Source organism: Bartonella callosciuri (assembly GCF_014203215.1).
In the GTDB taxonomy this organism is placed as follows: Bacteria; Pseudomonadota; Alphaproteobacteria; order Rhizobiales; family Rhizobiaceae; genus Bartonella; species Bartonella callosciuri.
The window spans coordinates 1-5,769 of the sequence record NZ_JACHIM010000018.1; the positions used below are offsets into that span (position 1 = coordinate 1).

The 5,769-nt window shown below is 37.9% G+C and carries 8 protein-coding genes and 2 pseudogenes; 2 read left to right on the forward strand and 8 right to left on the reverse strand.

Annotated features, from left to right (window positions below):
• From HNQ69_RS08085 to HNQ69_RS07330, 4 genes and pseudogenes are all read right to left on the reverse strand, one after another.
• Positions 1-182: pseudogene (locus HNQ69_RS08085) on the reverse strand (hypothetical protein); the annotation flags it as partial.
• A 152-nt stretch (positions 183-334) separates the two neighbouring features.
• Complete coding sequence (locus HNQ69_RS07320) at positions 335-835, reverse strand: hypothetical protein (RefSeq protein WP_246348562.1); 501 nt, start codon at positions 833-835, stop codon at positions 335-337.
• A complete protein-coding gene (locus HNQ69_RS07325) occupies positions 795-1,970 on the reverse strand; it encodes a DUF1376 domain-containing protein (RefSeq protein ID WP_183229370.1) in 1,176 nt (391 codons plus the stop codon). Before HNQ69_RS07325 ends, HNQ69_RS07320 begins: the two co-directional genes overlap by 41 nt.
• Entirely contained in the window at positions 1,960-2,433 is a 474-nt protein-coding gene (locus HNQ69_RS07330) for a hypothetical protein (RefSeq protein ID WP_183229371.1), read from the reverse strand. Before HNQ69_RS07330 ends, HNQ69_RS07325 begins: the two co-directional genes overlap by 11 nt.
• Before the next feature lie 81 nt (positions 2,434-2,514).
• Between HNQ69_RS07330 and HNQ69_RS08090 the strand changes: the two genes are divergently transcribed.
• The gene (locus tag HNQ69_RS08090) at positions 2,515-3,213 is read left to right on the forward strand and encodes a hypothetical protein (protein ID WP_246348564.1); all 699 of its coding nucleotides are present in this window, start codon (positions 2,515-2,517) and stop codon (positions 3,211-3,213) included.
• A 186-nt stretch (positions 3,214-3,399) separates the two neighbouring features.
• Here the strand turns inward: HNQ69_RS08090 and HNQ69_RS07340 are convergent, their stop codons facing one another.
• The 4 genes and pseudogenes from HNQ69_RS07340 to HNQ69_RS07350 all read right to left on the reverse strand — a co-directional run bounded on the left by HNQ69_RS07340 (position 3,400) and on the right by HNQ69_RS07350 (position 5,099).
• A complete protein-coding gene (locus HNQ69_RS07340) occupies positions 3,400-3,819 on the reverse strand; it encodes a hypothetical protein (protein ID WP_183229372.1) in 420 nt (139 codons plus the stop codon).
• 12 nt (positions 3,820-3,831) lie between these two features.
• Positions 3,832-4,176 carry a dATP/dGTP diphosphohydrolase domain-containing protein gene (locus HNQ69_RS07345; RefSeq protein ID WP_183229376.1) on the reverse strand — a complete coding sequence of 115 codons (345 nt, stop codon included), beginning with the start codon at positions 4,174-4,176 and terminating at the stop codon, positions 3,832-3,834.
• A gap of 159 nt (positions 4,177-4,335) precedes the next feature.
• Positions 4,336-4,836 (reverse strand): annotated as a pseudogene (locus HNQ69_RS08095) (dATP/dGTP diphosphohydrolase domain-containing protein); the annotation flags it as partial.
• A gap of 11 nt (positions 4,837-4,847) precedes the next feature.
• On the reverse strand, positions 4,848-5,099 hold the full coding sequence (locus tag HNQ69_RS07350; protein WP_183229373.1) for a helix-turn-helix domain-containing protein: 252 nt from the start codon (positions 5,097-5,099) through the stop codon (positions 4,848-4,850).
• Between the two features lie 91 nt (positions 5,100-5,190).
• On the opposite strand from HNQ69_RS07350, the gene HNQ69_RS07355 reads away from it, so the two are divergent.
• Positions 5,191-5,493: a helix-turn-helix domain-containing protein gene (locus HNQ69_RS07355; protein ID WP_183229374.1), complete on the forward strand. Its 303-nt coding sequence runs from the start codon at positions 5,191-5,193 to the stop codon at positions 5,491-5,493.
• Positions 5,494-5,769: the final 276 nt, after the last annotated feature.

Here is a 5,769-nt window from a genome sequence, read left to right on the forward strand (position 1 = left end):
TGACCACCATCAAATTCTTCGTACTCTCTCCTACCATCAGGATATTCGTAAAGGTTATAAAAATACTCTGCTACCCCTAATCCCCATGGTGCATGACCAACTGCTGTTGCAACAAACTTTTTGTGCATTATGTGCATTTGCTGTTTACGTTTTTTAAAGAATCGTTGTTTTAATATTCGCATCCTTAATCCATAATTTTACCGATGGGTTATTTACCTCAAATTTGGCCGTACAGTGCGTTTTGTATTCTGTATGTGTTTTCATCATAAAATCTTTAAATCGCTCTGTACGGTGCCTTTTTGTCGATTTAAACGCATATCTAAACACAAAATCATCACCACTTTTCACTATTTTGCTGTCCTTCAATGTTTTTCACAACTCCTCCAATCCCCTTTAAAACCTTTTCAAGTTCCTGCTTTTGAATAAGCGTGAGTGGTTTAAAATTCTCTCTTGCTTCCTTTTCTTTCATCCTTTTCTCACGGGTATTCAAAACAGCCTTGCGTACAAGATTGGCTTTGGTCAAAAGACTATTTTCTAGATCACGGCATAACCTCACAAGTTCACGCGTGCTAGGAAAAAACGTATCCGATAAGCAGTCTATCTCGTCACATAAAATCCGTTTAACCGTTGTCATCAGTGACCACGCAGAAACATTCTCCAACACCATTCCATAGGTCAGCGCCATCCCTTCATGATCTGCCTGTTGTGCTATTTTCAAACCACAGGAAAGCATGCGAAGTGCCTTAGCTATATCCTCTTTCCCAGCCTTCACTGAAAACAACTCGTGAAGTTGATCACAAGCTTCTAAAGCAATCGATTCCTGCTGTTTGGTCAAGGCACTGCCATCCTTCAAAACCAAAGGGAACCCCGGGGCTATCATTCCGTGAATGTGCTTCAAAGTAACCTCGAGATCCGATATCAAGGACACTGTCTGAGAGGCGTTCACTAATGCTTTTTTGCCTTTGAGAGTAATTTCCATAATTTCCACCTTGTTTATTTTTTTGATAATCTTTTGAATTTCTTACCCAATTACGCCATGTTGCTTGCCAATCGATTTTGCTAGCATCCTTTCCGGATTTGGCAGTCCAGTAATCTCGAAACTTTGCGATCTCGACTTTCACACGCTCCGGAGGCAAGCCCTCTGCAAGCGCAAAATCGTAATCGGGTTCAAAATCCGCAGGCAATCGACAGCCACGATTAGCTTTCACTCGTTTCGCTTTTTTCGGAACGCTTTCTTGCTCGTGAAGGGGAGGTTGGTTTTCAGATACTGTTTCGATTTGCTCTGATGTGGTCTCAACAGCATCAACCTCGATTAGCTCATCAACCTGATCATGAATTTCTAAATCTTCAAAATCAGTTTCTTTTTTTGCTAACACGATAGTGTTAGTTTTTTTATTATTACTGTTAATGTTAGTGTTATTGTTTATGTTATATATATAGGCATCATTAAGCATGCCGTAAGCATCATTTTTAGCATCATGAAAATCATGCTTAATATGCTTAATGTCACATTTAGCATTTTTAGCATCGTTTTTAGCATAGTTTTCAGTATTTTCAGGGGCTTTAGCATCATCACAAGCATTATTTGTATGTTTTGACCATCTTGCTTGCGCTGCTTTCTTTGCTCTCTCTGATAAGCTATTATTTGCCCGTGATGCTTTCGATACCTTATCTAAATTCTCATTGCAATTTTTTAATTCTTCTTCGACTTGTGTACTCCATAAATTTCCATTTTCTAATTGAAGAATTAATTTTTTTCGAATGAGTTTTTCTAATGATTTTTTAAAGGTTCGCACTGAGCAACCAACGATGCGCGCTAAAACAGAAGTGTCATCATAAATCGGTTCACAAGCTCGATACATAAGCGCTGTGAGTGTACTATAAGTAGCTTTCTCTGCTGCGTCAGTACCAGCAAAGTCCATAATCCACTCTTGATAAAAATTACGTACCCAAGGTAATTTAATGGACATACCCCAATTCCCTTTCTTTAACTAAATGTAAAATTGCTAAAGCATCTGCTTCGTTGTCATCACAAGGCGCGTGACCTTTTGCACGCATTGCCTTAATCATTTCTTCTTTTGACGCATTCCCCTTCCCCGTCGTCGCTTTCTTAATCGTACTTACTGGTATCCCCTCATACGGTATCTGATGATGTTCACACCACGCCGTTAACGTTGCTAACAAGCCACCGTAAACATGCGCTGCATCCGTACCAACATGACGCCTCACTTCTTCAAAATACACCGCGTCAATATCACCTGCTGTATGCTTTATTTCTGATAGCCATTGCTTAAAACGCAAATAACGCATCCCACCGCCTTCAAAACGACGGGGTTCAAAATTGACGGTACCACTGAATATGTCACCATCTGCACCACCTATTGCCCAGCCAGTCTTGGTTCCTAGATCAAAACAAAGAATCGTGTTATTCACCGCGCCCCTCCATACAAAACGTGTTTTATAAGATTGTTTTTTTCTAAAAAGTAGAAAGAGAAAGGCGTGTGAAATATGCCAATGCTATCTGAAATCATCAATAATATCATTGCTGCTTTTGTTGGTAGTGTTGTTTCATTTCTTCTAGCAGCTGTGATAAAGCCCTTAAACAAAAGGGCTCGAAAAGAAATAGATGAAGAATTAGAGCTCTTCAAAAGGCAGACTGCATCACTAACAGAGCTAGTCAACATTTTATGGGAAGAAAAAACAGAGCGAGATTTAGGAGAAAAACTAAACGTTAGCATTGTTAAGATAGCACCGGGAATACGTAATGACCAACCTGATCTGCCAATAATTCAAATATTTTTACACATCAAAAATCCTACCCAAACAGCCATTCAAATACACAGTATCAGCTTATCAGAAGAAAAGCCGTTTAATTTTTTCCTAGTAAAATGTCGTAAGGAAAATAATAATGATGAAGAAAAAATTATTACTATTAATATAGAACAAGAAAAATGCATTAACTTCACCTTATACGCAATAGAACCCCAAAAAAATCCTTGGGTTGGTTTAGCTCTGATGGACAATGACGAATTGGATTTATGCCTCTATATTCGCTCTCTAAAGCCACATACATTAAACACCCCTGATCTTGTTATGCACCACAGCTCACCAAATCTTCCAAATAAAATAATTGAAGTGCATATTCCTATTCCTTCCTTGGCCCCTGCTAAACTGTATCAGAACAATCAACATATTAATGAGGTTATTCCCTAATCTCTTTTGATTTTAATTAGTTTTTCAAGCATTTGATTTGTACGAAACATTATTTCGTTTATTTCATTGATCTTTTTTGTTATCTCCCGCCTTTCTTTGAAAAGACAATAAATATTATAAAAAAAATACAGATAAGCAGCTACACACATAACAATTGATACGACTGTATATATCGACATTTCTACCTCACTTACTTTTCTTCTTACTCTTCTTATTTTTATGAGGCGGCACTTCTACTGTCTCATCACACTGCTCACCCTCTTGTTTTAGCCTTTCAATTTCTGCATCGCGTGATCTAACATCTGCTTCTAGTGTCTCTATAAGTCCATTGTTCCGTCTGAATGCCTCATCACACTGCTCAAGCTGTTGTGTTAGTTTTTCAATTTCTTCGTCGCGTTTTTTAAGGTCCGCATCATAGTCATCAATTATTTTCTTAGTTTCCTTTAAAAACTCATGCCTTTTCTCTTTGTGTTCTTCTCTCATATTTCTAAGCTGCTCTTTGAGAGATTTAACCTGATCTCGATAAGACAAAGCAAACCGAAATATGACCCCGCCTAAAAGCAAGACTGAAATTACCGCTATTAATAAAATTTCATTTAAACCCATTTTGTTTCTCCTTTAATTGCTCTTAGGGCGGTCATCACGACCAATCTGTTTGGCTTCGCATTCCATTAAAAAAAGAAGGCAACAAGCCGCATGTGCCAAGTGTGACAAATCACTTTCGCTATCTTTATTTTCCCCTCCAAACCATGCTAATAAATGACGTAAGGCAGCACCGTGAAACCTACTCCAGTGCATGCCATTACGCCAGTTATCTGCTCCGTATTTCTTTGCTCCAAACTCTAAAACTTTACCAATTTCAATCAGGGCCAACGGCGGTATAAGCTCTAAACGTGCCTTGCCAGAATCATTCTTATGGGCTTCATTGGTTTCATTTGTGCTCTGTGAAACGCGTTTACACATGTAAACTTCATCGTTATCGCGAAAATCTTCATAATCACAAACATCCGCATTACCGTAAATCTTGGCATGCTCTCTAATCTTGGCATGTCCATGAACTAACGCGTTATCATAAACCTTAGATTGATTGAAAACTTCAGCGTTGCCAAAAACCTTGGCTTGACCGTAAACACGAGCCTTATTGTAAACTCGTGCATTCCCATAAACACGAGAATTGCCGTAAATTTCTGCTCCGCCTTTTACTAAAGCATTCTCATAAATTTGCGCCTCACCGTAAACATTGGAATCAGAAACCTTGGCATTACCGTAAATCTGTGCCTGATCATAAACATACGCATCAACAGAAACATCTGCACAACCATAGACCTTTGCATGTCCAAAAATACGAGCCCTACCAGAAATGAGCGCATCACCATAAACCTTGGCATTTCCATAAACACAACCATTCCCACTTGGTCTATCCGAACCCTCTACCCAGCAATCTCCCTCGTGACTTAAATTGCCCTCATGCTCTATAAAACCACCAAGATCACCTTTCTTAACGGTTCCAAAGTCTCTCAATGCACGGATGCGGCGAAGGTGCACTATATGATGGGGAAAACGTGCAGGTTGACCAAGCCTAATCTCATCCCCTATGAATTCATATTTCTTTTCTACAGCCATCACCACTCTCCTTAAGAGCGCAAAGTCTCGCCGGTGTGATCAACACCGCAGCTTTTAGAAATTGAAGGAAAATTCTCTTGATACCAATCGCTAGGACTTATGTAATTATCGGTAACTTCTGCTATCTTTTGTATTATCTTAGGATGCGGAAATCGCTTCTTATTTACATAGCGTGCTACAGATGCTTGCGTAACACCTATCAAAATCGCAAACTCGGCATAAGTAATATTATTCTTTGATAAATACAGTTTTAGTTTAGACATTCCTTTTTATACCATATCGGTATTATTAAAGCAAGAAAATTTTACCATATTGGCATTTGAAAGGATATTTTTTTTAATTAGGATAAGAATCATGAATAATTTGAAATTTTTCAGACAAAAAGTGGGTTTAACTCCAAAAGAATTAGCCGAATTGGTAGGAACTAGTCAGCCACAAATTTTTCGTTTAGAAAATGGGCAACGAAAACTAACAAAAGAGTGGGCTATACGTTTGGCACCACACTTAAAAATTACCCCCAAACAACTGTTGTTTTCAGGAAACAAGCCTAATAGCTTAGATGAACAAATTGAAGATATGTTAGAGCATCTAAGCTACGATAATAAGGTTAAACTTCTTGATCTCCTTTCTTCATTTTATCAAGATAAAAAAGAATAAACTCTCTTTTTTCATCTTCTGTCAATTTATTCCATAGTTCCAATATTTGCGTATTAATTGACCATTTTTCATCCATTTTTTCTACTCATAAAAAATATAAAATAAAAAATAACCATTTTGGTATTGACTTTAAATTACCGTTTTGGTATTAAATATCCCACATTGTAAAAAACAACCGTTACCAATAGGCAGTATGGAGGCATTTGTGACAAAACCAGTTTTTATAAAATCTGATGAAATTCTCTTAGTCATGTGCAGGGATGAGAAAGACAGTAT